At 40.5% G+C, this 25,414-nt stretch carries 20 protein-coding genes; 11 read left to right on the forward strand and 9 right to left on the reverse strand.

Annotated features, from left to right (window positions below; translation table 11 throughout):
- The first annotated feature begins 229 nt into the window (after positions 1-229).
- Both HWQ43_RS22955 and HWQ43_RS22960 read left to right on the forward strand, forming a co-directional pair.
- Positions 230-376, forward strand: a complete 147-nt coding sequence (locus HWQ43_RS22955; RefSeq protein WP_094348756.1) for a ribbon-helix-helix protein, CopG family — start codon at positions 230-232, stop codon at positions 374-376.
- 362 nt (positions 377-738) lie between these two features.
- On the forward strand, positions 739-891 hold the full coding sequence (locus HWQ43_RS22960; protein WP_292738289.1) for a hypothetical protein: 153 nt from the start codon (positions 739-741) through the stop codon (positions 889-891).
- Here HWQ43_RS22960 and HWQ43_RS22965 read toward each other — a convergent pair.
- The gene (locus HWQ43_RS22965; RefSeq protein ID WP_292738290.1) at positions 872-1,051 is read right to left on the reverse strand and encodes a CopG family transcriptional regulator; all 180 of its coding nucleotides are present in this window, start codon (positions 1,049-1,051) and stop codon (positions 872-874) included. The two genes, HWQ43_RS22960 and HWQ43_RS22965, sit on opposite strands and share 20 nt — an antisense overlap.
- Positions 1,052-1,491: 440 nt before the next feature.
- Here HWQ43_RS22965 and HWQ43_RS22970 point away from each other — a divergent pair, with 440 nt between their 5' ends.
- Positions 1,492-5,034 carry an NB-ARC domain-containing protein gene (locus HWQ43_RS22970; RefSeq protein ID WP_292738291.1) on the forward strand — a complete coding sequence of 1,181 codons (3,543 nt, stop codon included), beginning with the start codon at positions 1,492-1,494 and terminating at the stop codon, positions 5,032-5,034.
- A 174-nt stretch (positions 5,035-5,208) separates the two neighbouring features.
- Here HWQ43_RS22970 and HWQ43_RS22975 read toward each other — a convergent pair whose 3' ends face one another.
- Both HWQ43_RS22975 and HWQ43_RS22980 read right to left on the reverse strand, forming a co-directional pair.
- Positions 5,209-6,339, reverse strand: coding sequence for a 3-oxoacyl-ACP synthase III family protein (locus tag HWQ43_RS22975; protein WP_292738295.1), 1,131 nt, complete (start codon positions 6,337-6,339; stop codon positions 5,209-5,211).
- 21 nt (positions 6,340-6,360) lie between these two features.
- The gene (locus tag HWQ43_RS22980) at positions 6,361-8,133 is read right to left on the reverse strand and encodes a ScyA-related TPP-binding enzyme (protein ID WP_292738296.1); all 1,773 of its coding nucleotides are present in this window, start codon (positions 8,131-8,133) and stop codon (positions 6,361-6,363) included.
- A gap of 361 nt (positions 8,134-8,494) precedes the next feature.
- On the opposite strand from HWQ43_RS22980, the gene HWQ43_RS22985 reads away from it, so the two are divergent.
- Together HWQ43_RS22985 and HWQ43_RS22990 are read left to right on the forward strand one after the other, a co-directional pair.
- The gene (locus tag HWQ43_RS22985; RefSeq protein ID WP_292738297.1) at positions 8,495-9,187 is read left to right on the forward strand and encodes a haloacid dehalogenase type II; all 693 of its coding nucleotides are present in this window, start codon (positions 8,495-8,497) and stop codon (positions 9,185-9,187) included.
- Positions 9,188-9,469: 282 nt separating this feature from the next.
- Positions 9,470-10,339, forward strand: coding sequence for a DUF5895 domain-containing protein (locus HWQ43_RS22990; RefSeq protein ID WP_292738298.1), 870 nt, complete (start codon positions 9,470-9,472; stop codon positions 10,337-10,339).
- Positions 10,340-10,410: 71 nt separating this feature from the next.
- On the opposite strand, the gene HWQ43_RS22995 is transcribed toward HWQ43_RS22990, so the two are convergent.
- Positions 10,411-11,670 (reverse strand): murein transglycosylase A, encoded by a 1,260-nt coding sequence (locus HWQ43_RS22995; protein ID WP_292738384.1) that lies wholly within the window; start codon positions 11,668-11,670, stop codon positions 10,411-10,413.
- Positions 11,671-11,673: 3 nt separating this feature from the next.
- Positions 11,674-11,928, reverse strand: coding sequence for a hypothetical protein (locus HWQ43_RS23000; RefSeq protein ID WP_094348386.1), 255 nt, complete (start codon positions 11,926-11,928; stop codon positions 11,674-11,676).
- Positions 11,929-12,239: 311 nt separating this feature from the next.
- On the opposite strand from HWQ43_RS23000, the gene HWQ43_RS23005 reads away from it, so the two are divergent.
- Positions 12,240-12,566, forward strand: coding sequence for a DUF4278 domain-containing protein (locus tag HWQ43_RS23005; protein WP_292738299.1), 327 nt, complete (start codon positions 12,240-12,242; stop codon positions 12,564-12,566).
- Positions 12,567-12,731: 165 nt separating this feature from the next.
- Positions 12,732-14,120, forward strand: a complete 1,389-nt coding sequence (locus tag HWQ43_RS23010; RefSeq protein ID WP_292738300.1) for a serine/threonine-protein kinase — start codon at positions 12,732-12,734, stop codon at positions 14,118-14,120.
- 56 nt (positions 14,121-14,176) lie between these two features.
- Here HWQ43_RS23010 and HWQ43_RS23015 read toward each other — a convergent pair whose 3' ends face one another.
- The gene (locus HWQ43_RS23015) at positions 14,177-15,091 is read right to left on the reverse strand and encodes a DUF3365 domain-containing protein (protein WP_292738301.1); all 915 of its coding nucleotides are present in this window, start codon (positions 15,089-15,091) and stop codon (positions 14,177-14,179) included.
- Between the two features lie 181 nt (positions 15,092-15,272).
- On the opposite strand from HWQ43_RS23015, the gene HWQ43_RS23020 reads away from it, so the two are divergent.
- Complete coding sequence (locus HWQ43_RS23020; protein WP_292738302.1) at positions 15,273-16,133, forward strand: PhnD/SsuA/transferrin family substrate-binding protein; 861 nt, start codon at positions 15,273-15,275, stop codon at positions 16,131-16,133.
- Positions 16,134-16,272: 139 nt separating this feature from the next.
- Here the strand turns inward: HWQ43_RS23020 and HWQ43_RS23025 are convergent, their stop codons facing one another.
- From HWQ43_RS23025 to HWQ43_RS23035, 3 genes are all read right to left on the reverse strand, one after another.
- Entirely contained in the window at positions 16,273-17,043 is a 771-nt protein-coding gene (locus HWQ43_RS23025; protein ID WP_292738303.1) for a hypothetical protein, read from the reverse strand.
- A 732-nt stretch (positions 17,044-17,775) separates the two neighbouring features.
- Positions 17,776-20,517 (reverse strand): GAF domain-containing protein, encoded by a 2,742-nt coding sequence (locus HWQ43_RS23030; RefSeq protein ID WP_292738304.1) that lies wholly within the window; start codon positions 20,515-20,517, stop codon positions 17,776-17,778.
- A gap of 551 nt (positions 20,518-21,068) precedes the next feature.
- Positions 21,069-21,539: an N-glycosidase gene (locus HWQ43_RS23035; RefSeq protein WP_292738306.1), complete on the reverse strand. Its 471-nt coding sequence runs from the start codon at positions 21,537-21,539 to the stop codon at positions 21,069-21,071.
- Positions 21,540-21,886: 347 nt separating this feature from the next.
- Here HWQ43_RS23035 and HWQ43_RS23040 point away from each other — a divergent pair, with 347 nt between their 5' ends.
- The 3 genes from HWQ43_RS23040 to HWQ43_RS23050 are packed head-to-tail and all read left to right on the forward strand — an operon-like array spanning position 21,887 to position 25,406.
- Positions 21,887-22,945: a sulfonate ABC transporter substrate-binding protein gene (locus HWQ43_RS23040; RefSeq protein ID WP_292738307.1), complete on the forward strand. Its 1,059-nt coding sequence runs from the start codon at positions 21,887-21,889 to the stop codon at positions 22,943-22,945.
- Positions 22,946-22,971: 26 nt separating this feature from the next.
- Entirely contained in the window at positions 22,972-24,681 is a 1,710-nt protein-coding gene (locus HWQ43_RS23045; protein ID WP_292738308.1) for a fumarate reductase/succinate dehydrogenase flavoprotein subunit, read from the forward strand.
- A gap of 2 nt (positions 24,682-24,683) precedes the next feature.
- Positions 24,684-25,406 carry an HAD family hydrolase gene (locus tag HWQ43_RS23050; protein ID WP_292738309.1) on the forward strand — a complete coding sequence of 241 codons (723 nt, stop codon included), beginning with the start codon at positions 24,684-24,686 and terminating at the stop codon, positions 25,404-25,406.
- The last annotated feature ends 8 nt before the right edge of the window (positions 25,407-25,414 follow it).

Below are 25,414 nucleotides of genomic sequence, written 5' to 3' on the forward strand. Positions count from 1 at the left end.
ATAGTCTAAGCTAAAAGGTATAAAAAATTAAATGATAGAGTAACAAATATTGATTCTTCCTTTATCATTTATAGACAAGTTAGTAAATCAGTAAAGCACACCTGCAATATTTATTTACAACGTGTCCTATTTAAAGGGTATCTCAGTTTATCCAAAATTTCGGTTACTTTCCATCTGGAAGGTAAAATCAGGATTTGAAGTTATGATTACACGATTTATCTGTTTCAGCATGAACAAAAAATGGGCGGTCAAGCGAATCACTATAAACCTGGCATCAAATGAAGCCAAAAACCTTGAAAAATATTGTGAACAGACAGGCAGACCAGCAACAGATGTAATTAGAGAACTCATTCGAGCCTTGCCACTGACGAAATAAAAGTAGATTTGCGAACAATTTTACCTTGGTTGATTTTCAAGATATAAGCATTATAATTTGGTTTAATTGGAGGTCTGAAATTAAGAGGTAGTAATTTTTTGATATGATTGAGAGGATATAAAAATTTAGTTTCAGGCGTGCTGCGCCCATTTACGACGAGCGCAGCGCGCCGAAAAGAAGATGCACGATCGCTATTATTGAGTTGCACAATGAAGAGTGAGAGAATATTTTTTTGGTTCGATGACTATCCTTATTCTGTCGTCACCTTCGTCAGAAAATAATCTCTAACCCATATTGTTTATAATTTTTACAATAAACAACAGCATTGAGGTAACAAATATACAGCCGTGAGGAGCTAATCTATGATTACTGCTCCTGCAACTACTCATGTCAGAGTAAAATTAAAAACCTTTGTCCAAATCTGCAACACCTTCTACTTCAGCGATGACTTTTCTGGACTGGGGCTTTTCAGGCTTGGTGTCAACGTTCAGCAGTTTAAGGCAAAGCTTGAATGAGTTCTCGAATCACGTCTAATGGTAGTCTGCCTGTCTGTTCACAATACTTTTCAAGGTTTTGGGCTTCATCTGATGTCAAGTTGATAGTGATTCGCTTAAGCGCTCTTTTTTTACTAGAGGTTGTCAAACGGGGAAATTTAAGTACAGCAGTTTTATTCATTGATTGATAAGCTAGATATATACAAACTTTCCTTAACAAGATTGCCAATTCCAAGCTGTCTTTACCAGTGAAAATCGAGATTTTGAGATTGAACTTAAGCTTTACGCCCCGAAAATATTACGGAAAAATACGAGGTATTAAATAACTATTACCATACGTAATAAATCTGCGATCACCAAATGTAAGAAGCTTTCGGCTGAAGAGATGATGTCAGCAATGCCCTACAGACCAGATAGTCTGTTGAGCAAGCGGTGTTGAATTAACGAGATGAGTAGATGCCAAAGGTGGTTTTTATCAGTGAATATTTTGCTAATATACCTGTTTTAAATCCTCTGCAAAATGAAATTATTCGATTGTTATGGCTATTACCCCATATCTATAGCAACCTAGTAGATAATTCCTTTTAGTAAAAAGTGATTAAACGAACAGTGAGTTAATACATGACTTTACAGAATTGGAGACGTAAGCGTGGCGTTGCACTTACTACCAAGGGTTTACAAAAAATAAAAGAAGCAAAGCATCAGTCAGAAGCAAAAGAAAATTTTGGAAATAGATACACTCTTGAAGAAATGAGTGTACGTTCTGGTTTATATTCCGCTACCATCTCGAAAGTATTGAATCGGGAAGGAGGAGTTGATAAACAGACTATTGAGAAGCTTTTTTCAGTTTTTAACTTAAAAATAGATAAAAGTGACTATTCAAGCTCAAATACTCGTTTAGATTGGGGAGAGGCTATCTTTAACTCCGCTTTTTATGGGCGTGTAGAAGAACTTATTACACTAGAGCAATGGATTCTCAATGAGCACTGCCAATTGGTTGCACTATTGGGAATAGGAGGTATTGGCAAAACAGCACTGTCTGTAAAGTTTGCTCAAAAAATTCAGGACAACTTTGAGTATGTGATCTGGCGATCGCTACGAGAAGCACCACCTGTTAAAATTATTCTAGGTAACTTAATCCAATTTTTATCTGACGAACAGGAAACAGAAAGTAACTTACCAGAAAGTTTTAGCGATCGCGTATCGCGACTACTCTATTATTTACAAAATTATCGCTGTTTAGTGATCCTTGATAATGCAGAATCAATTCTCCGCAGTGGTAGCCGCGCCGGACTTTATCGAGAAGGATATGAGGAATATGGTGAGCTTTTAAGACGGGTAGGAGAAGCAACTCACCAAAGCTGCTTAGTGCTTACTAGTCGTGAAAAACCTAGAGAAGTGGCATTGCTAGAAGGACAAGCGCTAACAGTTCGCTCATTACCATTGAGTGGCTTAAAGGTGGCAGAAGGGCAAGAAATCTTAAAACTCAAGGGACTATCGGCGGCAGAAGATGAATGGAAACTAATGATTGAACATTACGCAGGCAATCCATTAGCCTTAAAGATAGTTGCCACGACCATTCAAGATGTTTTTGATGGTAATATAACTGAGTTTTTGCAACAAGACACTGCTGTTTTTGGAGACATTCGCGATATCTTAGAGCAGCAGTTTGAGCGCTTGTCAGATTTAGAAAAGGAAATAATGTATTGGCTCGCGATTAATCGGGAGTCCATCGCACTATCAGAATTGCGAGATGATATTATATCACCAGTACCACAAGCAAAATTACTAGAAGCTGTGGAATCTTTAGGAAGGCGATCGCTAATCGAAAAGGCTACGCCTACGCTCCTTGAAAAAACTGGATCACTTTTTACCCTCCAGCCTGTGGTCATGGAGTATGTGACTACTAACTTGATAGAACTCATCTGTGAGGAGATTGCCACTCAGAATATTGATTTATTCACAAGCAAAGCTTTGATAAAAGCGACGGCAAAAGAATATGTTAGGGATACTCAAATTCGCCTCATTATCAAACCAGTTATAAATGGTCTGCTTACTGCCTTTAGAAGTAAAAAAAACTTAGAAAATCACTTAGTTCAAATTTTAGCAACCCTACGAGAGATATCCCCTCTAGAACAAAGTTATACGGCAGGAAATGTCTTTAACCTACTTTGTGATTTAGAAACTGATCTTAGTGGTTATGATTTTTCTTATCTAACTATTTGGCAAGCCGACCTGCAAAACGTCAAGTTACATAATACAAATTTTGCTCACGCCCATCTAGCTAAGTCTGTTTTTGTTGAAACCTTTGGTGGTATTTTTTCGGTAGCCTTTAGCCCCAGTGGAAAGCTTTTAGCTACTGGTGATACCAATGGAGAAATTCGCTTGTACGAAGTTGCCAGTAGTCAGCAAATTCTGACTTGTAAGGGTCATGCTGGTTGGGTTTGGTCGGTTTCCTTTAGTCCCGACGGTCAGGTTCTTGCTAGTGGTAGTAATGATCAAACAATAAAGCTGTGGGATACCGATAATGGTCAGTGTTTTAAAACTTTAGAGGGTCATAGTGGTGGGGTTCGTTCAGTCACTTTTAGTCCCGACAGTCAGGTTCTTGCTAGTGGCAGTGATGACCAAACAGTGAAGCTATGGAATACCACTACAGGCAAATGTCTAAAAACCTTACAAGAAGTTGGTTGTAGTGTATGGTCTGTTGCCTTCAGTCCAAAAGATTACATATTGGCAAGTGGAAATGATGACTATACGGTAAGGCTGTGGGATATTAACAGCAGTTCATGTATTCAAACCTTAGAGGGTCATACTCAGAGGGTATACTCAGTCACTTTCAGCCCTGATGGTAATACACTAGCTAGTGGGAGCCATGACCAAACAGTGAAACTTTGGGACATTAGTACTGCTCAATGTTTTAAAACTTTGCAGGGGCATACTGACTTGGTACATTCAGTTACCTTTAGTGTAGATGGTAATGCGCTTGTTAGTTGCGGTGATGATCAAACAGTTAAGGTATGGGATTTTAGTACTGGTCAATGTCTTAAAACTTTACAAGGACATAGAAATAGGGTATGGTCGTTAGCGACATGTATAAATAAAAACATTTGCGCCAGTAGCAGTGATGACCAAACGGTAAAGTTATGGAATATCGCTACTGGTAGATGTGTTAAGACATTCCAGGGTTACAACAATGGGATATGGTCAGTTGCTGTCAGTCCAAACGATAATATCCTTGCCAGTGGCAGTAATGACCAAACAGTGACATTGTGGAATGCTACGACTGGTAAATCTCTCAAAACTTTGCACGGACATGGTACGAGAGTCACATCAGTTGTGTTTAGCCCTGATTCTCAATTACTTGCTAGTGGCAGCGAAGACCGAACCATAAGGTTATGGGATCTGAGTACTGGTAAATGTCTTAAAATCTTGAGAGGGCATGGTAATCGAGTTACATCAGTTACTTTTAGTGCCGACAGCCATTTTCTTGCCAGTGGTAGCGATGACCAAACAATAAAACTCTGGGATATCAGTACTGGTGAATGCCTCAATACTTTACGAGAACATAATGGTAGAACATGGTCAGTCATTTTCAGCCCTGACAGTTATACATTAGCTAGTGGTAGTCATGACCGAACAGTGAAACTTTGGGATGTTCGCACTGGCGGATGCCTTCAGACTCTACAGGGTCATGCTGACTGGATATATTCAGTTACTTTCAATGCAGATGGTTGCACCGTGGCTAGTGGCAGTGGCGATCAAACGATAAAACTCTGGGATGTCAGAACTGGTAAGTGTGTCACAACTTTGCAAGGGCATACAAATACTGTATATTCAGTTGCTTTCAGTTCGGATGGTCGCATACTAGCGAGTGGTAGTGGTGACCAAACAGTGAAGCTTTGGGATGTTGACACAGGTGACTGTTTAAGGACTTTATCAGGACATACTAGGTGGGTTTGGTCAGTTGGCTTTAGTCCCGATGGTCAAACTGTGGTCAGTTGCAGTGAAGATGAGACAATTAAGATTTGGGATGTAGAAACAGGTGAATGCTTGAAAACTTGGAGAAGCAAAAGCCCTTATGAGGGAATGAATATCACTAGCATAACTGGGTTAACAGAGTCTCAGAAGGATACTTTAAAAGCTTTAGGAGCAGTTGAGTATTAAATAAAGCTTAATATTTAGACTGATAATACAGATTTAACCTGGACTGTAATCAAACGCTAATTCAGTTGATTACTTTGCGTTTCAGTAACAAAACTGCACTTAAAACACTGTATTCTAGCATCCCTAATCCAGCAGATGGTTCGGGTACTGGTACTGGCTTAAGTGCTGAGAATGCTAAATCTCGCTCCAATTTTTAGAGCTTTTTTTTGCTGATTTAGAGCTTTCAAGAGGGTCTGAACCTAGCACCACATTACCCCAGCGCATTACACTTGCACTGGCAACACCTGCTGCACCAGAACCATAAATAAGAACCAAGTCATTTTCATGAATCTTGCCTAACTGTGCAGCATAGTACATATTTGCCACAGTTAGTACTGACCCTATGTTTGCACATACAGGGTAGAGGTTGATTGTGCGTTCTGGATCAATACCGAGTAGCCGCGTGCAGAAGCTTGTAACCCAAGCAGTAGGGGTATTGAAAAGAAAAAAGTCGATTTGCTCCAACGTGACACCAGCAGATGCGATCGCACCCTCGCAACATACACAAAGAAACTCCGCAGCCGTTTCGCGTAGAGCCTTCGCACCCTTGCCCGTCTGCATACGAACTCGTGAATTTCCTTGTTCGTCTTTTACGAGATCAGCAGATACTACCTCACACAGCGCACCTGTATGAACTGTCTTGGTGCCAAGGATACCCTGATTTGGTTCGAGTGAACCGACTACGAAGGCGCCGGCAGCATCACCAAGGAACCAAGACACAGTATCTTGCTCGTCAAAAACGCGAGAGTAGGAACACGAAATCACTACAAGTACATTACGATACTCTCCTGCTCGCACCAAAGCACAGGCAGTTTGAAGTACAACTGGCGTACTTCCGCATGTTCCATCAAGATTCCATGCAGCACCCACAAGACCAAGTTTACGGGCAAGGAAGGCGGCATTGCCAAATCCAATGTGTTCAGGCCAAACTGAGGCGACAATCATCAGATCAACCTCATTGGGAGAAAGTTTGGCCGCATTGAGGGCATCTATTGCCGCACGATACTCCAAGGTTAACGAGGACTCGCCAGGGCCAAGCACCCAGCGCTCAACAGTACCACGAAAGGGATCTGAGAGATAAGGCAGCATTTCCATGTCAAACTCGTTACTCGGGGGAGTTCCAGTCAGCGAAAACAGCCTTGCTAATCCTTTTTGTTCAGCCTGAGCTATTAACTCAGGATACTTTTCTACGTAATAGTTATTAGTACGTTTAATAGTTGGAAAAGTGAGTGCAAGTGAGCGAATACCTACTGGGGAATGTACCATATAAAAAAATTGTCTCTTATCTTAATAGTTGGTAGCGCCTTGTGAAAACAGGCTTTGATTACGAGTTTGAGTAGGTGCGATTTGCGTCGGATCTATGACCACATCAACGACAAATGGAGTAGTCGCTGCGATCGCTTCTTCTAACGCTGCTTGCACCTCAGTCTCTTGTTTCACGCGAACACCTTCTGCTCCCATTCCCTCAGCAAGTTTTACGAAATCTACTTGGGGAATAGTAGCATCGGCATCTTTAAATCCTAGATACCCCATGCCTTGTTCACAGATGTTGTAACGCCCATCGTTAAGGACAATCCAGACTGTAGGAACTTGATATTTTACGGCTGTGCTGACCTCGTTGTTCATGAGCATAGCGCCATCTCCAACAATGGCAACAGCCTTACGATTTCCCGTCAAAGCTGCACCAACTACACCAGTTACAAAATGTCCCATAGAACCAAAGCCAGTGCTGACCCTAAAACGATGCGGTTCGGCAAATCGTAGCAGGTTAATTGCCCAAACTAATGAGTTACCCGCCTCAGCCATGACAACTGCATTGCTCTCTTCGACAATCAACTTTTGAATTGCATTCATAAGCACATTTGGTCTTACTTGAGCGTCTGCATGGAGGTTGATTAAGTTGGATTCGGGGATTGACCGCTTAACTATTGACTGTGACAGAACTGTTGTCTTGTCAGGACGCTCAGGAAAATATTTTAGTAAGGACTTGACAAAAACTCTCACATCGGATTGGACGGCAAAAGTTTCGATAGATGGGTACGCGGTTCCTGGCACTTCTGGGTCTATATCAACATGCAAAAAGCCTTGCCGAGGAGCCATTATGGGGTTCCAAAACGAGGTAAGTTCACCCAAGCGTGTTCCTAAAACTAATGTCCGTAAAGGACAATACTCCTGCATGTACCTGAAAACTGACTCATGCCCACCAAAGCCAGTTACACCTACGAACTGAGGATGGTCTTCAGGAAAAATACCCTTACCCCGTGGTGAACACATTACACCAGCCCCTGTATTCTCAGCAAGCTGGCGAATCTCTTTTGCAGCACCTCGTGCCCCGAAACCGACCCAGATTGCAAACGGCCCCTCAGACAGTAACTGGACACTTTTTGCGATTGTTTCCTCAGCTGCTGTTACTACACCATGAGACAGAGTTAAGCGTGGCAATGATGTCTTTAATGAACTTGTCTGGATATTTGTAGGAATACTTATATGAGCTACGAATCCTCCTGGTTGTCCTAGTCCAAGAGCAAGCCTTCGAGAAACCTCTGGGAGTTCATCGCTGGATTCGAGAGTGGTTGCATAATGGAATATTTGCCCAGAAGTAAAAATCCCGGCGCTAGGCATTGTGTAGGTGCTAGTTTCTTGGCAAGCCCACCGGCCACGCTGTGGTGCTGAGGTCGAAGCTGACACGAAAATGACCTTAGCGCCCTCCCAACGGGCAGCTAACAGCCCTGTCAAAGCGTTGGTGATCCCCGGACCTGTGGTAGTGAATACTACAACCGGGCGATCGCTAGCAAAGTACGCCTCAATGGCTGCAAAAGCTGCTCCAGCTTCGTGCCGAAAATGCAGCACCTGGATGGAACTTTGATGTAATGCAGCCCACACTGGCGCGATCGCACCTCCCGAGACACCAAAGGCATACTGCACTCCCATCTCTTCCAGGATTTTTACTACTGTTTCCGCTACCGACAAAGTTTCGGATGCCTTGCTATGAGATGACTGTTTACTTGAGTTTAATTCTTTAGTGGTATTCGCTTGTGTATCCTGAAATTTAACATCCATACAAACTATACTTAGGAATAATTTCCTTTCTGGAATAACTATTATCCCATATCTCACACCTAAACTTAGTAACATTGTATTATCAATGTAATATGAATTTGTTTGGATAACGGCTATACAACTTCGGTTAGCACTGCTCTCTAACGCAGGTATAACGGTAAAACTACCTTGGTGGTTCACTTTGCCAATCTTTGAGCAACCTATAAGTTCCGCGTTGCCGTGATATAGAAAATTGTTCAGAGACTTCAATAACAGTGGATGTCGCAATGCCTGCGGCGGGCTGGGCCAACGCAGATGGGTTCACCCGTCTTTTGGTTGGTGAAAACTGAACGCTATTAATCAAGCTCTGGAGTATAAAAAGGTGATTGAATTAAATCAGTATAAGGCTTTAACTTTCGATTGTTACGGAACCCTAATTGATTGGGAGAATGGCATCTTACGAGTGTTAAAGCCACTTCTGCTGGCACACAAAACTAATTTGGATGATGAGCAAATTCTCAATATTTTTGCTGAATTTGAAGCAGAAATGGAAAAAGGAGAATATATCAAATATCGAGAAGTTTTGAAAAGAGTAGTTCAGAAATTTGGTGAACGATTTGGTTTTGAGCCAACTGCTGACGAACTAAACTCACTTGCCGATTCGATTCAGGATTGGCTGCCTTTCCCCGATACAGTTGAGGCACTTAGAACTTTAAAGCAAAAGTTTAAGCTGGTAATTATCTCAAATGTAGATGACGATCTTTTTGCTTTCTCGGCAAAGCACTTGGAGGTGGAATTTGACCAGATAATCACAGCAGAACAGGCCAAAAGCTACAAACCCTCCTTCAACAACTTCAGACTGGCTATTGAGAGAATTGATTTGCCGCTAGAGCAGATATTACACGTTGCTGCTAGTGTATATCATGATATTGTGACAGCCAAATCTTTGGGATTATCAACAGTCTGGGTAAATCGTCGAGCAGAGGAAGGGGTTAGTGCAAACTTACCACCAGTCAGTCAACCTGATTTAGAAGTGCCTGATTTGAAGACTATCGCTGCTTTAAGTTCATACTAATTTGCTGATTTTAATTTAACCACGAGAGGAACAAAAAGTAGATCGCATTATTGACCAAAAATTGCAGAAAATTGTAGAGAGATAGAGAGATGCCAAAGAAAGAATTTGTTGTTAAAAAACTAAACAGGGATTGCAACATAGATTGATTCTGTTTTACTCTAGAAAAACTACTATGCCAGTTTAATGTTCTTAAACTTTGAGAACCACAGCATATAACTGGCTTTCCAGATCAGCGCCCTGCCGATAACCTTGTTCAATAAAACACTTTGATAGCCTAAAACGATGAAAGCATCTGCTAATTTTGACTTTGAAGACGATAAATTCAATGCACCGCCTTCTCAAGTCCTTCCCTGGTGTCAGATGATTAATCCTCGGTATGGCACAGATGGTATACAATCTCACGGTTTGGCGATTAAGCTGGATAATGCCAATGCTGTCGGCTTTGTGCCAGATGATAATTGGCAGCAAGTTGAGCATGAATTTAGCTCTGGAGTAGAAACAGTCTTTATTAGTGCTACTCCACGCTTGGTTATAGTGCGTCGGGGGCCATTGTCTGTTAAAGACCGAGAAAGTGGTCTAAAGCTGGGTACGCTCAAAGACAATTATGATGCTTTTTTAGCCGACAAACTTAAATTTAAAACCTTTACTCGCTATCTAATTTTTATAGTGGGTGAGAATAAAAAGTTTTTACATGAATCACCACTACAACTAACTCTTAATGGTGCAGCCGGAGCGAGTTTCAGCAAAACCTACTGCGAATATCAACAAGGCAGAGTAGTAAGTGGATTCGTTGCTGAACTAGAAAAAGCTTATGCTATCTACCGCAAGCAACCTTTGACACCAAAAGGGCCTTTATTCCACGCTCACGGGATTTTTTGTCCCATCATTGAGTGTGAAGAAAGAGGTATTGAACCAAATACAGTTTTGGTAGCTTCAACTGTAGACTATAAACATCCGACCGTAGGGACTTTAACACAATATTTAATTGCTTCCGATGCTCTTGAGTCTGCAATGATTTGTAAGACTTTTGAAGAATACAAAGAATTTGGCAAGGAACCTATAAAATCAGAAACCCCTAAATTGGCAATGGCAGGAGTTTCCAACTCTTACGTTTATGCTGATGAAGATGATTTTGCTTATCCGCCGTATTAAAAAGAGTGAGGAGTTAGGAGTGATGAATAATCAGTTTTGAATTAATAACTCCTAACTTCTAACTTCTAACTTTATTCTTTGAGCAGCAAATAATATAGTGAACCGTTACCACCTGTGACACCAGCGCGATCGCCTGCTAGTTTGCCAGACCCCATAAAATAATCCACCCGGCCCGGCCCTTTGATGGCGCTTCCTGTATCCTGGTCAAGCACAAAGCGGCTGACAGTAAGCCTCTCTAGTTTGCCACCATTGGCAGGATAGGGAAATGAGTTGTAAATCAGGGCTAACGCTCCCGGTGGCATGAGAGACTTATCTGTAGCAATGGAACGTTCTGCTGTTACTGGCACATGAATACTACCAGTAGCACCTCTACCGCTTGTTTCTTGGAAGAAAATAAATCGTTCCCAGCGGGGCAGATAATTGTTCAACTCTTGAGGCTTTTGTCGGAAATAACTAATCAAACGTGGCATTGTTAATCCATTTAGTGGCAGTTTGCCATCTTTGGCTAGTTCTTTGCCGATACTAGTCCAAGGGTAATCAGTTCCACCGGCATAGCCAATTGATGTTGTCTTGCCATTAGTTAATTTAATTTGGGCAGAACCTTGGATATGTACCATGTATGCGTCTAGGCGATCGCGAAACCAAAGCAGTTCTAAACCGCGTAACTTGCTCTTATTCCCTTTTAAACCATCTTTCCCTTCCAAATCAATTCGTTTTGGGTGAGGTTTAGGCCATTGGCTGAAATCAGGTGGTAGCCGATAAAGAGGATACTTATAGATTGCAGTCTTGACACGGCTAGCAGTGTAAACAGGTTCATAGTAAGCAGTGAACTTAACAGTACCCTTGCCATCGTTGCCCACGGACTGGTAGAAGACAAACTCACGACTGACAGCAGCTTGTAGTTGCGCTGCTGACTTAGAACTGACAACCAGTTGGCGGAAACGTAGCAAACTCCGGCGGACGCGATCAAGGGTAATTTCCCGAACTGGATAATTTTGATATGCTGCGATCGCGTCACCCTTTGTTAGGTAAAGCAGACTGTTATCAATGGAAGCCAAGAGCGCTTTGCGATCGCCTATTTTACCTCTTTGACCCCAAATTTGCTCATCCCAACCCAAGCAAGTCGGCCGGACTGTACAATCGCTTCCGATAGTGATTGGTTTTAGCGGCGGCGTGATCGCAGGAGCGATCGGTATTGGTATAGGTGGAAGATCGGGAGTAGTCGGTAGTGGCAACGGCAGTAAGTTAGGAACCTGAGCAACAGCCGACCAGAGAGGGTTTACGAGGGCAATTCCTAGACTCAAGGAAAGCAAAGCAAGGGTTTTTCTCATCATTTAGTTGAATCTTTCAACACTGGAACTAAAAATGGGTTCTACCCGGATTGCCACAATCCGAGAAGGGCGTACTACCATATATTCCCCTTGAATATTTTTGATCGGTACGCTAATAAAGTCATTAGAAGCAGATTTTGGCACAAGTTCGCCGCTATACCATTTCTGAAACTCTTGAATAGTAGGAAAACGTACTTCTTCTCGGTGGCCGCTTTCCAGTAGGATGTATACGGCATATTCATTTGCAGTTCTAGCCATAAAATTGAATCATTTAAAAAACATTCAACCCATTGTTAACCACGTAACCCCCGAATGAAAAGGGTAAGCATACGGGAGGTTGGGAGCAGGGGAGCAGGAAAGTAGAGGAGAAGTTGCAGTAAGTTTTCCCCTCTGCCCCTCTGCCTCCCCTGCAATGCCCAATGCCCAATGACTCTTCACTCTAGACGCCTAATCCTTTAAGCAGTTCCTTAAAAAAGTGTAAGTTTACCTTAACTCTTGCATAACTCTCTAATCAACGTCTGATAAGTCATTGGCATTATTGAAAAATAGTTATTCAGGAGACGAAAATTATGAAACTTTACTATCGTGGTCTGAGCTACGAATATAACCCAAACAAAGTTGGTAGTAAAAAAACAGAACAGCCGTTTCAACCAGTTCCTCAAATTGGGCCAGCTTATAATTTGATGTACCGTGGCGTTAACTATCGTGTCGATCCAAATTCCAAATCGGCGGAAGCTCCTCTACCACCAGTAACCTATAAACTGAGCTTTCGGGGAATCACCTATTTTGTAAATAAAAATCAATTAGGAGAAGTTAGCGTCGTCTCTCAACCAACAACTACTTCAAAAGCTGAGGCACTGGCAATTTCTGAGGAATTATTAAAGCTTCAACAATAATATGCCTACAAGCCGATCTGGAGTTTAGTTAGTCATAAACTTGTAATATAATCCTCAAAAAACCTTGCTTGAAATTTTGGCACTACCGACTTTCTATCTCAACAAACCTTACCAAAGCTGGTAGTTGTGCCAAGATTAATTTGAGGACTTAAGTCTTGTGACACAATGTTAGGACAATTATTAGACGGACGTTACCAAGTCCTTCAGACATTAGGTGGAGGTGGATTTGGTCAAACTTACATAGCCCAAGATACCCATCGGCCAGGTTTCCCAAAATGCGTTGTCAAACACCTGAAGCCCGTCACTCGTAGCCCTGAATTTCTCGAAACTGCCAGACGGCTATTTACTAGTGAGGCAGAAACGCTAGAACAACTCGGCTACCATGATCAAATTCCTCGGCTTTTAGCCTATTTTGAAGACAACCAAGAGTTCTTCTTGGTGCAAGAGTTCATTGAAGGACATACCCTGAAAGCGGAACTATTCCCCAATCAACGTTGGACAGAAGATCGAGTAATTCAATTGCTCCAACAAGTTCTGGGTATTCTACAATTTATTCACAGCCACAACGTTATTCATCGAGATATCAAACCGGACAATATAATTAGGCGGCAACAAGATGGTAAGTTTGTGCTGATTGACTTTGGCGCAGTTAAACAAGTCCAAACTCAACTGCTTACAATTGCAGGGCACACGAGGGCTACTATTATCATTGGTACTCCCGGATATATGTCTACAGAACAGGGGCAAGGTAAGCCCCGCCCCAACAGTGATATTTATTCCTTGGGTATTATTGGTATACAATCGCTGACAGGGTTACATCCGATAAACTTTGAAGAAGACCCAGATACAGGAGAAATTTCTTGGCAGCATCAAGCTAACGTCAGTTCTGAGTTGGCATCTGTGCTATCTAAGATGGTGCTACATCACTTTAAACAGCGCTATCAGTCTGCGGCTGAAGTTTTACACGTGCTTAAGGATCTCGATACTAGAGTAGAACCGCAATCACTTCAACTACCATCTTTTACACAATCGCCTCAAACTTCGCTTGCTCAACAAAACTTAATTGGGTATCCGACTGCTTCTATTCTGTCTGGGGAAAATTACAACCGCTTAGAAACAATTCTTTTAGAATTTGTCGGCCCCATCGCCTCAAGATTACTACGACAAGTTGCGGCCTCAGCATCCAATTTTGAAGAATTAATTAGTCAATTAGCTATTCATCTTCGAGAAAATCAACAAATTGATTTTAAGAAGACAACAATGTTTCTACTAGAGAAACCTACTCTACTACAACAACTTACTGTTAAATCCGATCAATCTGGTATTAACTCAAACAATTTACTAAACCAAGAATCTCAAGTCATTAGTGACAAATTTCTGGAAGAGTGCGAACGGGAGTTGGCTAAATTAATTGGCCCAATAGCTAAGTTTCTAGTTCAAAAAGCTGTGAAATCTTCTGGAGAAATCTCTCGTGTAGAATTTGTGAAAATTTTAGCATCACAAATACCCGAACCTCAAAAAGCTTTGCAATTTGAGCAACGCCTACTATCTTGAATTTTTCAAAATTGCGTTTTTGTCTTCGTTAATTACGAATTACAAATTACGAATTATTAGCTCTGATTATTCAGCATCTCCAGAGCTATTTTCAAGCTAGCTTTCATCCGATTAAATGCTTCTGCTAACCCGCCAATTTCATCATGAGAGCTTTCTTCAAAATCAGCGCTCATATCACCAATACTAACTTTTTGAGCTATTTTCTCTATTCTTCTGATACGCTGAATCACATATTTTGTAATTAAGAAGTTAATTAAGAAAACTACGATCGCAAAGATCGTAATTAAAAGTCCCATTATCAATATCCAAGTCCGTTTGGCATTGGCAAAAATATCTTGAGAAGGAACAGAGATGATTTGGGCAGACACAATCTGATTGAGTTGCCAGCCAAAACCATTTTCCGAGCCATAATTTAGCAACTGACTTTTAGGAGCCTGATCTGGTGTAGAATGGCATCGCAAACATTTCGCTTCTGTAATCTTTAGTGGTTGTGCAATGTAAAATACTTCGCCTTCTGACAATTTACGAAAGCCTGTAATTTCTAGAGTATTAGGTTCGTTGCGAAAACGCTCGACAAGTTGAGTTTCAAAATTATCAGCTTTATCCGCTAAATTGGTTGGATTAAGTGTTGCATCCTTATGAAAAAAGTTTTTAAATTCAGGCTTTTTACGAAAATTTTCAAAAACCTCTTTAGACGAAAAAGTTGGTACTATTTCAGGCGTAAACGTTGGGTTAGTATATAATCTAGGTTCTAATAGGGGATCTATACGATTTTGTGTATAGTCTCTAACTGCATTCACCATTTGGATGAGAATCTGCGCTTGAGAACTTACTTCATTTTGCGCTCTCCCTTGAAGTACACTGGATAAGGCAATGCCACTTCCCAAAATACTGATGATGAAAACTAATATTAAAAGCAAGTTAAATTTAGCACCTATTTTTAAGTTTTTTAACGTAATGTTGTTTAACATAACCTAAGCAACGAAGGTAGCCTGCGAGTTTATCTAATATTTATTTATACCTGTTAGAAAGCCTCTGAACAATATTTAAATAAATATTAACTTTTTACTGCAATATAACCGCTTTAGGCAGCAGTCAAATTTATCTAAATTAGTCCTGAAAGCCAAATTATTTCCTTAACCATAATTAGTGATGTTTGTGCGATTTCCCCGTCGTTTATTTCTGTTTCATCTACTAGGTTTTACATTTGCTGCCTGCAAACCACAAAATGGAGATGGGGTTGAGGGCACGTTAACTATTGGTGTAATCAACTATGGTGGAGGCGAACAGATAATTAATCAATATGCTAAATTTAATAGTTACTTGGGTGAAAAAACAAACTCATATATTCAGCTAGAGCCTGTTTTTAATGAAAATAGAGCGGTTGAGCGCCTTGATGCTCGTGCTTGGTCATTGGTATTTGCTCCACCGGGTTTAGCGGCTATTGCGATCGCACGTCACCAATATGTTCCCCTATTTCCTTTAATAGGTATTAGTAATTTACGTTCAATCTTCGTTGTTCGTAAAGATAATCCGATAACTGACTTGAAACAATTGCAAGGCAAAACAGTGGCTTTAGGACAGTTAGGTTCAGCAACAGGATATTATCTTCCTCTTTACAATCTTTATGGTACAACGCTGGCTGAGATAATGTTTGCACCCACACCCAAAGCAGCACTGGAATTGGTCGCTCAAGGAAAAGCGATCGCTTGTGCTGTCTCGGAGGCGGAATTAAGTCTCTACAGTTCACAATTGGCGCCAACCGAATTCCGCATACTATTTAAAGACCCTCATTATGTACCATTAGGTGTGGTCTTGATTGGGCCGAATGTAGAACGTAACCGACAAGAGTTTATCCGCAAAGTAATGAGTGATTCACCTTCAGGTTTAGCTCAAGAAGTGGGGTATGTACCTAATGGACAAGTACCAGATTACAAATACATGATTTCTGTGGTCGATCGGGTAAGTTCAATTAGTTCCAAGCTGCAAAAGAAGCCTATTCGTTTATTCTAATTAAAGCAATAACAATACTTTTAGTCTTTGCTTTCGCTAAAAAAAGCCCTCCTGTGAAAGAGAGCATTGTTATTACTAGATTGTGTCAAGTATAAACTGAGAAGAAAAAACAGCCAGCAAGTCTGACAGGGAAATTCGGTCAAAAAAACAATTTGAATCGTGCTAGCTGGTTTTTAATCGTCTCTATCAGAATTTTATTCAGTTCTGTAGTGTCTTGGAATTGCAAAATTTGCTGTGTCGGTAGGTCGAAGGGAAATTCACCTTCAAAATCTGGGCGTTGCATTTGCGCTAGTAGAATCTGTTCAGACCGCTTACTTTGGAGGGCATAGCCAATCTCAATACAGACATTCGGACTAGGAATTAATTGGGAGGTTTCTTTCCCATCAATACTAGCAATGGGCGTGGTGTCAGCGATAAATAACAAACTCTTACGGATTTTCCGCATAATTGTGCGGTTAATTCGGAAAGTAGCACCGCTGGGACGCGAGGATTCTATCAATGTTAGGGGAAGACGCGATCGCAAGTTTAAATTATCCAAACTTTTTCGCAGTTCTTCTTTGAGAATATTCGTCGCTGCGGCATACTCAGTTTGATAGGATAAAAAAATCGTTGGTTCTAACTGAGCCAACACCGCCTGCTTGGTGAAATAAATTTCATGACTAATTAAGTCAATGTTAGAGACGCAATAGCCGCCACTACCTTCAATATAAAATTCAATATTTTCCCCTTCTAAATAGCGCCCAAACCAAGTTGATTTCTTAACTTCGTCACTATCTTCCAAAAAGTCTGCTCGCAATGCTGATTTCAGCAGGCTTTTTTTGCTTAAGCGAATGTCTGGCGGACGTTTTTCCAGTTCTGGAATCGGCTCATAATCTTGTAGATACCACGCTCTGAGCGCAATTATTGACATAAGGCGCTATTTTAACTGTTTCTCACTATTCAACTTCGTATAATCTTACACCCAGAGGAGTCCCTATTTCAGACTTCTCTTTAAACACAACAACACCCAAACCTCTACTCACTGAACTATCTCCTCTCTTTGTCGATCGTAGCTAGGGATGTACTAACTTCCATTGCTTTTGTAAACAAGTAATGAAAATCAGTTACAGTGCCCCCTAATCTTCCACATTTGAGGAAACAGCAGTTTTCGCGTTGGGTGTTGCTGTATTTTGACGAGACAGATGTAAGTTAAACAGCGTCTTATACCTCTTGCTAACATTTCAAATGCAGCTGTTATATCTGCCAAGAAAGCTTTTTTATTAGCTTCTACTATTAGATTATCACTTGTAGCTGGAAGAGATTTATTTTGCAACTAAACTTTACTTTTAAATGATTTTAAGCAAATTCAATATATTGCACACTCTGATCGTTGATAGATATTTCTTTACATTATATCTTCAGAATATTATCATCTACCTTTTGGATGAATTTAAAAATTTCTCAGTCAATTTTTAAGTTTTGAAACTAACAATTGAGCATTGCTCAATAACCAATAGTGATTCTTCGCCTGCGTCCTTATCGTAAATTAAAGGGTTTAACACCCCTACATCTACATGTATCAGCCATTTCAGTCGGGGTTTAAATCCCCGTCTGAAATGCCTTTAATTTTGAATTTTGAATTGTTAACCCCCGCTCCCTATTGCTAGTTAACTATTTTGGCTGGAGGCTTGACGGGAATCTCAATCCAGAACTCTGTACCTTTGCCAGGTTCTGAAACGCACTCCATTATTCCCCCATGTTTTTCGACAATAATCTGATAGCTGATTGCTAGTCCCAATCCTGTACCTTTGCCCACAGGCTTGGTAGTGTAAAACGGGTCAAAAATTCGCTTTTTCACGTCTTCATTCATTCCGGGCCCGTTGTCAGTAATACGAATTAACAGACGAGAGTTATCCACTGAGACTTTAGTGGAAATCTGGATCGTTGGAATTGGGCATGAGTTATTCTCCTTGTCACCCTGATTTTGCCACTTCCGACTACCTACTTCCAGAGCATCTATGGCATTGGTGAAAATATTCATGAATACTTGATTCATTTGGCCAGCATAGCATTCCACCAGTGGGATGTTGCCATAATCTTTAATTATCTCAATGCGTGGAAATTCAGCATTTCCTTTCAGCCGATGTTGCAAAATTAATAAGGTATTGTCAATGCCTTCATGCAGGTCAACACGCTTGTTTTCAGCCTCATCCAAGCGAGAAAAATTGCGTAACGACAACACTATTGAACGGATGCGCTCAGTTCCTACTTGCATTGAGGTCATGATTTTTGGCAGGTCTTCTACCAAAAATTCAAAATCGATCGCTTCGATCGCGGCTTGAATTTCACTATGGGGATGGGGATAGTGTAGCTGGTAGAGACGTAAAATTTCTAGCAGTTGTTCAGTGTAATCACTGGCGTGGCACAGATTACCGTAAATAAAGTTAACGGGGTTATTGATTTCGTGGGCGACACCCGCCACCAACTGTCCTAAGCCGGACATTTTTTCAGTCTGAATCAATCTTGTTTGTGTTTCTTGGAGTTCATGTAGGGTCTGCTCTAACTGAACAGCTTGATTTCTGGCTTCAGTTTCGGCATCAGAGGTTTGTTGGTAGAGTTGTGCTTGTTGAATAGCGATCGCAGCCTGATCTGCCACCTGCTGCAATAAATCAATTTCTATATCCTGCCAATTTCTGGGAGCCTCACACTCATGGGCAATTAGTAAACCCCATAGTTCCATACCTATATTAATCGGAACTATTAAGTTTGCTTGCACTTGCAGACTTTGCAAAAACTCTCGATGACAATCACTTAAAGAAGCCGTTGAAAGGTTGTTAATTGCCCGTATCCTACCCTGACAGTAGAGACGGGTATACTCATCAGGAAAGCATTCTGGTGGTGCATTCACTTCCAAAACTGACTGCCAATTGCCATGAATTTCTTCCACAATCACTGATTTGGTCTTCAGGTAGAAAATCAGCACTCGGTCTGAATTTAGCAGGGGACGGACTTCCCGAACTATAGATTGCAGAGTTGCCTGCAAGTCCAATGTGCGGCGAATATGCTCTGTAACTTGCTTGATGACTTTGGTAAATAGTAATGATTTTTCGAGTTCAGCGGTTTGCTCTTGCACCCGCTGTTCTAAGTTAGCATTCAGTGATTGTACCTGTTTATACATTTGCTGCTGCTGAATAGCCATTGAGAAATGATCGTATAAGGCTTGTGCCAAAAAGATGTCTTCCAACTTCCACTCAGGTGCTTGCCCTTTTTTTTGCTCTCGCCAAACCTCAAAGGAAAGCTGGGGTAATAGTTGTCGCCGATTTTGTTCGCATCGTCCCGCCCACAAGATTTCCGTTTCAAATTCAGAGCGGAAAATACTTAATACACCGATAAATTTTTCGCGATAATGTAGGGGAATCACCATGAGTCCGCGAATTTGAGTAGAACGGAATGCTAAAGACAAAACTTGTAAATGTGGTTCTTTATAGAGGTCAGTGGTTGCCCAAATATTACCTTGTTGAAAATCAGCCATCCATTTTTGCCAGATGGGATGCTGTTCGATAATACTGTTATCTAACTCGTAGGAGAGTGTCGGTTGGTCGCCCCAGGTGTATAATTCTTGGCTCTCTGCAATGTAAAGCCGGCCACCAACTCCACAAAAAGCAGTAATAACTTCTTCTAGCGCTCCTTGTAATTGGATTGTCGGCAGTTTATGCAATAGTGTTGTGACTCGATTAATAGTAGCTTCTCGCTTTTGCTTGGCGTGGGCTTCAGTAAGTAAATTACTTTGAGCGATCGCGATCACTACCTGGTCAGCAACTTGCTGCAATACTTTTAGCTGCCGCTTCAAAATCTTTTGCGGTTCACTGTGGTGACATACCAACAATCCCCATAATTTAGGCTTTGCTGATTGTCCTTGTGGGTCGCAATCTAAAATTGGTACTACCAACGAAGACTGCACGCCCATTGCTTTTAGGTATTGAATATGACACTGGTCTACCTGCCGATAGTAGATATTAGTTTCTAGACGTTTGCCAGTTTCTTTTGACTGTAGAGGTGATAGCCCGATCTTCTCATTTGCCACATCGACAATCGAACGTTGCCCCACTAACAAAAACATCTCTCTGGCGGCTTCTGGAATATCATCAACTGGGAAGCGTTGACCTAATAAGGATGGCAGACGTTGCTCATAAATAGATTCTGCAATAACTTCACCACTACCATCAGCATCAAAGCGATACATTTTCACCCGATCTGCACCCAAAAATAAACGCACTTCGTTAACAGTTGTCGTTAATATTTCTTGAAGGTCGAGCGATCGCCTGATCTGTTTTGTCATTCGGTGCAGTAAACTTTCTCGATTAAAGGTTTGCTGCAACTCGTTTGGTTTATCCCTACGTGTCATTGCTTTGTATACACCATGACTTAAGTATAATTTTTTATATATTTGTCTCTGATCGGAATTTTCAACTTACAATGCTTTGATTTTCATCCTATTTCAAGAAATGCTTGCTACTAATGCATTGCTCAGGGCATACATGTATTACAAATTTTGAAAATGGATTAGAGGATGTTTGAAAAGTAACAGATATTTTGCTTGTTCCCTGTAGCCCTTATATAGTGGATTTAGGGAGATATAAAACTGCTGTATCATTAGATACTTTTCAACTATCGTCTCAAGTCTAAAGTTAAGAAGTTTTTCATCATTGACATCTACTAATTTTATACTCTAAATCATTAAATTATTCCAGTATTTTTACTTAACTTAAAGCTTGAATAATTTCTTGAAAATAAAAATATTATTTTCATATTTTTGCCCATTAATTTAATTACTTAAGATTCCATCAAAGCAATAAATAAATTATTAGTAATTTCTTAAAATATTTTGGGCTGGGGAATTTTACTATTCCCCGTTTAATTACTGACTTTATGTTGAATGTAACTATTTTGATTAAATCATTCGTAAATTACCGTTAAAGATAGTAAATTACGAATTTCTTCACGCACACTCATGAGAGTTTTACCGAGATGGTTTTGACCGCTTTTATTAGCACCACAGCCCCAAAAAGAATCGGTTGGGGAATTTTCAACCAAAATCTCATCACCTGTCTTCAGGAGAACTTCTCTGATATCGGTATGAGTGAGAAACTTTTTGAGTACAGCTTCTCGCATAATTTGAGTTTTAACCAAATCCCAGTCTCGTCGGAGTTGGCGAGTGCTACATCTTCCCAAAGTGGCAGCTTCTTCTGGGGTGGCGGCAGCATGGATGAGAGGTATAATTGCCGCATCTGTGCTGCCTACAAACTTTTGCGCTTGATAATAATGCTCAACCGTTGGCCAGTAAGCACCCTCGATGTGGATTCCGTGGAGAGAAAAGTTAGAAAAACAGCCATAAGGCTGCCAAACCTTATAAAAGTAAATGGTCATTTGAAAATTGCTCTTTTATATATCAACTTCAGGGTAACTGAAAGTTTAGATTTCAAAACCCTTCATTTGTATGAAGGGTTTTAACATCAGGTCACGGGAATCACTTTACACAATTCTTGGAACAGTAAGTTTACTACTTTACTCATGAGCTTTCCCTAGATGTGTTTACCACCTAGCAATTTTTCACCCTGTTCACTGACGTTAGCCTTGAGTGAGTCACGGTAATTAATCAATTCTCTACTAAGTTCGTTTTCTGGTGCTTATCTATGTGAATATTTTATGAGTAAAATACGGTAAATCGCCCGAATTATAGTAGTATTTATATTGCTTGTAGTTTAAATGTAGGTATGTTCGCTAAGTTTTTACCAAATCGACTGATGAAGATTGTCAGCAGCTTTCTTCAGAATTATGAAATATCCAGAATTGGCATATTTGCCTTATTCTTTACCTGTGGGTTAAGTTTGACTCTTGTGATATCTGCGTGTTCTGCCAACAATACAGGTAACTCTGTAGCAACACAGAGAGCAAATCAAGGTGTGGTAGTTCGTATCGGCTATCAAAAAGCGGCGACTATTCTCAGTGCTCTCAAAAACCGAGGCAATTTAGCGCAAGCTTTAACGACTGCTGGTGCTTCAGTGACATGGGCAGAATTTCCCGCCGGCCCACCTATGCTAGAAGCAATGAACGCAGGTAGTATTGACTTTGGCTATACAGGTGAATCACCACCAATATTTGCCCAAGCCGGAGGTACTCCCTTGCTTTATGTTGCTTATGATCCTTGGAGTCCCAAAGCTGAAGCAATTATTGTACCGAAAGATTCACCAATTAAAACGGTTGCTGACCTTAAAGGGAAAAAATTAGCCTTTGCTAAAGGCTCGAACACTAATTATCTTGTTGTCAAAGCTATAGAAGCTGCCGGATTAAACTATAGTGACATTCAACCAGCACATCTAACACCAGCAGATGCCCGTGCAGCATTTACTGGTGGTAACGTTGATGCTTGGGCAATTTGGGACCCTTACCTAGCAGCAGTTGAACACGACACAAAGGTTAGGATATTAACAGATGCGACAAATTTAGCACCGAATCGGGGTTACTATCTTGCGCGTCAAGAGTTTGTTAAATCTCACCCAGATTTGTTGAAAACCCTGTTAGATGAAGTCAGCAAAGTAAATGAATGGGCAACAAATAATCCAGAAGAAGTTGCCAAGTTTTTAGAACCAGAGTTAGGTATTCCCGCAGCAGCATTAGAAATTGCCGAAAAGCGACGAAAGTATGGTGTTTTACCGCTAACAGATGAAGTAATCACTCAGCAACAAAATATTGCCGATACTTTTTACAAAATCAAGCTAGTTCCCAAGCAAATCCAAGTCAAAGATATTGTTTGGAACGGTAATAAATCTTAGAAGTTCCTCCCTACTCGCAAAAGTTTATGGACATCAACTCCCAACAAATAAAAACGGATGTACTTGTCATTGGTGGCGGTACAGCTGGGACAATGGCTGGAATTAAAGCCAAACAAGCGAATCCCGATGCAGAGGTGCTTATTTTAGAAAAGGCTAACATCCGACGGAGTGGTGCGATCGCAATGGGTATGGATGGAGTGAATACCGCAGTCATTCCCGGACATTCCACCCCAGAACAATACGTGCGTGAAATTACCCTAGCTAACGATGGGATTGTCAACCAAAAAGCCGTTTATCAAACAGGCAAATTAGGTTACGAAGTCATCCAAGAATTAGAAAGTTGGGGTGTGAAATTTCAAAAAGATGCCCAAGGCAACTATGACTTAAAACAAGTGCATCGTGTGGGTAAATATGTCTTACCCATGCCAGAAGGAAAAGACCTCAAAACCATTCTCACTCGCCAAGTTAAACGTCACAAAGTCAAAGTGACAAATCGCGTCATGGCAACCCGTGTATTAGTCAAAGCAGGACGTGCTATTGGTGCGGTGGGATTTGATGTCAGAAACGGAGATTATATTGTCATTCAAGCTAAAGCAGTCATCCTGTGTACAGGTGCTTGTGGCAGATTAGGATTACCCGCTTCTGGCTATCTCTACGGCACTTATGAAAATCCTACTAATGCTGGAGATGGCTATTCAATGGCTTATCATGCAGGTGCAGAACTTAGTAATATTGAATGCTTTCAAGTTAATCCTTTAATCAAAGATTACAATGGCCCCGCCTGTGCCTATGTTGCTGGGCCTTTTGGCGCTCATACTGCTAACGCCGAAGGAAATCGCTTCATTAGCTGTGACTATTGGAGTGGTCAAATGATGTTGGAAATCTGGAAAGAATTAAATTCTGGAAAAGGGCCAGTCCAATTGAAAATGACCCATCTTGATGAAGATACAATCGCTGAAATCGAATCCATATTGTGGGCGAATGAACGACCGAGTAGAGAACGTTTTCATCAAGGTAGAAATGAAGATTACCGCACTCACGGCGTAGAGATGCACATTTCCGAAATAGGCTTATGTAGCGGTCATAGTGCTTCTGGTGTATGGGTAAATGAAAACGCTCAAACAACCGTCACAGGTTTATATGCAGCTGGAGACATGGCCAGTGTTCCCCATAATTACATGATTGGGGCATTTGTTTTCGGTCGCATAGCCGGAACTCATGCCATTGAATATATCCAAAATATAGATTTTATTGAACCAGACACAGATTTTTTAGAAGCTGAAAAAACCAGAATTTATGCACCTTTAACTCGTCCGAATGGTGTACCTCACACCCAGGTAGAATATAAATTAAGACGCTTAGTTAATGATTATCTGCAACCACCAAAATCAGGTAATAAAATCGAGATTGGTTTAAAACATTTTGTGCAATATCAAGAAACATTAGATTTAATGGGCGCTCGTGATCCTCATGAATTAATGCGTAGTCTAGAAGTTCACTTTATTCGCGACTGTGCAGAAATGGCAGCCAGAGCATCATTATATCGTCAAGAGACTCGTTGGGGACTTTATCATTACCGCTTAGATTATCCCGAAAAGAATGATGATGAGTGGTTTTGTCATGTCAACTTAAAAAAAGATGAATTAGGGGAAATGATATTGTTTAAACGTCCTGTAGATCCTTACATTGTGGATGTAAATTTACATCATGAAATTTATGATATAGCAGCGAGATAAAAATGAAATATTTATTTTGGGATTTTGATAATACACTAGGTTATCGTCAAGGAATGTGGAGTGAAACATTACATTCAATTTTAATATTGAATAGAATCTACAACATAGATTTAGAAGAGATTCGACCATTCTTGAAGAATGTCTTTCCTTGGCACTCGCCTGAAACTTCTCATAGTTTATTGTTTAATGAAAAAACATGGTGGGAATACATGAATGAATACTTTGCAGAAATATATGAGAGAGTAGGGATAAATAGAAATCAGGCAATAAAATATGCTTTTCAAGTCCAAAATGAATATAAGAATATTGAAAAATGGCATTTATATGATGATGTAATTCCTACTTTACAATATACAATCAAGAATAATTATAAAAATATAATTTTATCAAATCATATACCTGAGTTACACGAAATCATAGACCAATTAAATATTACAGAATACTTTGAAAAAATATATACGTCTGGAAAAATTGGATATGAAAAACCCAACCTCAAATTTTATGCTCATGTCATCAATGATTTAAAGATTGAAAAAACAGAATGTGTAATGATAGGTGATAGCTACGATGCTGATATCGCTGGAGCATTACGGGCAGATATACAAGCGATTTTAGTCAGGAAGCCTAATGATAAAAATTATAAACTTTATAGTCAAGATTTTAGAGGAATACTAAAAATAATTAGAGAAATCTCAACTATTGAAGAAAGCATTTTCGTGAATTAAAGAATTGA

Source organism: Nostoc sp. JL31 (assembly GCF_017114965.1).
GTDB classification, from domain to species: domain Bacteria; phylum Cyanobacteriota; class Cyanobacteriia; order Cyanobacteriales; family Nostocaceae; genus Nostoc; species Nostoc punctiforme_A.

Coding starts and splice junctions, on each gene's coding strand:
- HWQ43_RS23025 (WP_292738303.1), bottom strand. CDS start 17,043: ATGTCAATAATTGCGCTCAGAGCGTGGTATCTACAAGATTATGAGCCG.
- HWQ43_RS22995 (WP_292738384.1), bottom strand. CDS start 11,670: ATGAGAAAAACCCTTGCTTTGCTTTCCTTGAGTCTAGGAATTGCCCTC.
- HWQ43_RS23000 (WP_094348386.1), bottom strand. CDS start 11,928: ATGGCTAGAACTGCAAATGAATATGCCGTATACATCCTACTGGAAAGC.
- HWQ43_RS23010 (WP_292738300.1), top strand. CDS start 12,732: ATGTTAGGACAATTATTAGACGGACGTTACCAAGTCCTTCAGACATTA.
- HWQ43_RS23020 (WP_292738302.1), top strand. CDS start 15,273: ATGTTTGTGCGATTTCCCCGTCGTTTATTTCTGTTTCATCTACTAGGT.
- HWQ43_RS22975 (WP_292738295.1), bottom strand. CDS start 6,339: ATGGTACATTCCCCAGTAGGTATTCGCTCACTTGCACTCACTTTTCCA.
- HWQ43_RS22955 (WP_094348756.1), top strand. CDS start 230: ATGAACAAAAAATGGGCGGTCAAGCGAATCACTATAAACCTGGCATCA.
- HWQ43_RS23050 (WP_292738309.1), top strand. CDS start 24,684: ATGAAATATTTATTTTGGGATTTTGATAATACACTAGGTTATCGTCAA.
- HWQ43_RS22980 (WP_292738296.1), bottom strand. CDS start 8,133: ATGGATGTTAAATTTCAGGATACACAAGCGAATACCACTAAAGAATTA.
- HWQ43_RS23030 (WP_292738304.1), bottom strand. CDS start 20,517: ATGACACGTAGGGATAAACCAAACGAGTTGCAGCAAACCTTTAATCGA.
- HWQ43_RS23015 (WP_292738301.1), bottom strand. CDS start 15,091: ATGTTAAACAACATTACGTTAAAAAACTTAAAAATAGGTGCTAAATTT.
- HWQ43_RS23035 (WP_292738306.1), bottom strand. CDS start 21,539: ATGACCATTTACTTTTATAAGGTTTGGCAGCCTTATGGCTGTTTTTCT.
- HWQ43_RS23005 (WP_292738299.1), top strand. CDS start 12,240: ATGAAACTTTACTATCGTGGTCTGAGCTACGAATATAACCCAAACAAA.
- HWQ43_RS23045 (WP_292738308.1), top strand. CDS start 22,972: ATGGACATCAACTCCCAACAAATAAAAACGGATGTACTTGTCATTGGT.
- HWQ43_RS22960 (WP_292738289.1), top strand. CDS start 739: ATGATTACTGCTCCTGCAACTACTCATGTCAGAGTAAAATTAAAAACC.
- HWQ43_RS22970 (WP_292738291.1), top strand. CDS start 1,492: ATGACTTTACAGAATTGGAGACGTAAGCGTGGCGTTGCACTTACTACC.
- HWQ43_RS23040 (WP_292738307.1), top strand. CDS start 21,887: ATGTTCGCTAAGTTTTTACCAAATCGACTGATGAAGATTGTCAGCAGC.
- HWQ43_RS22990 (WP_292738298.1), top strand. CDS start 9,470: ATGAAAGCATCTGCTAATTTTGACTTTGAAGACGATAAATTCAATGCA.
- HWQ43_RS22965 (WP_292738290.1), bottom strand. CDS start 1,051: ATGAATAAAACTGCTGTACTTAAATTTCCCCGTTTGACAACCTCTAGT.